At 76.1% G+C, this 942-nt stretch carries 1 pseudogene; it reads right to left on the bottom strand.

Annotated elements, in window-relative coordinates:
• A pseudogene (locus tag HMPREF3105_RS12030) lies at positions 1 to 942 on the bottom strand (helicase); the annotation flags it as partial.

Genomic DNA, 942 nt, shown 5'->3' on the forward strand with positions numbered 1-942 from the left:
GAGCTCGGCGACGGCGCGCAGCACCGCGTCCTCGTGCCGGGTGCCCCGCAGGGGGTCGCCGCCGGCGTCGAGGCCGAGTTCGCGGGGCGGGTCGAAGTAGAGCCAGGACCAGCGCAGCACGAGCTCGTGGTCGGGCCGGAAGTCGGCGCGCAGCCGCAGCACGGGCGGTTCGAACTCGGGCAGCTCCACGGAGGCGTCGCCGCTGGTCACGGGCAGGGCGCCACGCAGCCGCGGGTAGATCCGGCCGAGGAACTCGTCGCGGTCCGCGGCGGGCACCCGCACGGGCCCGCCGGCGAGCACGAGCTGCTGCACGGCCTCGGGGACGGGGCGTTCGGCGGGGATCAGGTGGAGCACGGCCTCCTCGTCCGTGAGCTCCACGCGGTAGAAGCCGATGCCGCCCACGGCGTGCACACCGCTCAGCCCGGGGACGGGCGGGGCCGGGTCCAGGGCCGGGGCCACGTCCAGGCCGCCGTCGGGGGCGGCGGTGACGTCCAGCCCGACGGCGGCGGGCGCCTCCAGCACCACGTCCGTCAGCAACCCCAGCGGCACGAGCTCCACCCCGACCTCGCGGGCCTCCGCGAGCAGCTGCCAGATCCGCGGGGAGTCGAAGACGTGCAGACCGAACCAGGCGTCGCCCGGGTAGGAGTCCTCGGCCTGGACCTGACGCCAGATCAGGCGCATCGCCCGCTCCTGGGCGGGGGCGAACTCGGCGCGCGGGAACTGGAATGCCTTCCACGTCAGCCCGCCCTTGATCCACGTCCCCTTGGCCCCGCGCTTGAGCGGGCGCACGGTCACGTACAGCGGGCGGCCCTCGCGCACCTGCTCCTCCCCGGCCGTCGCCGGGCCCCACTGCTGGAACGCGTTGCGGGAGGACTCGGCCACGAGCTCCACACCGATCGCCAGCGCGGGCGGCGTGCCCAGCCGACGCGGACCGTCGAGCCC

The organism is Micrococcus sp. HMSC31B01 (assembly GCF_001816085.1).
In the GTDB taxonomy this organism is placed as follows: domain Bacteria; phylum Actinomycetota; class Actinomycetes; order Actinomycetales; family Micrococcaceae; genus Micrococcus; species Micrococcus luteus.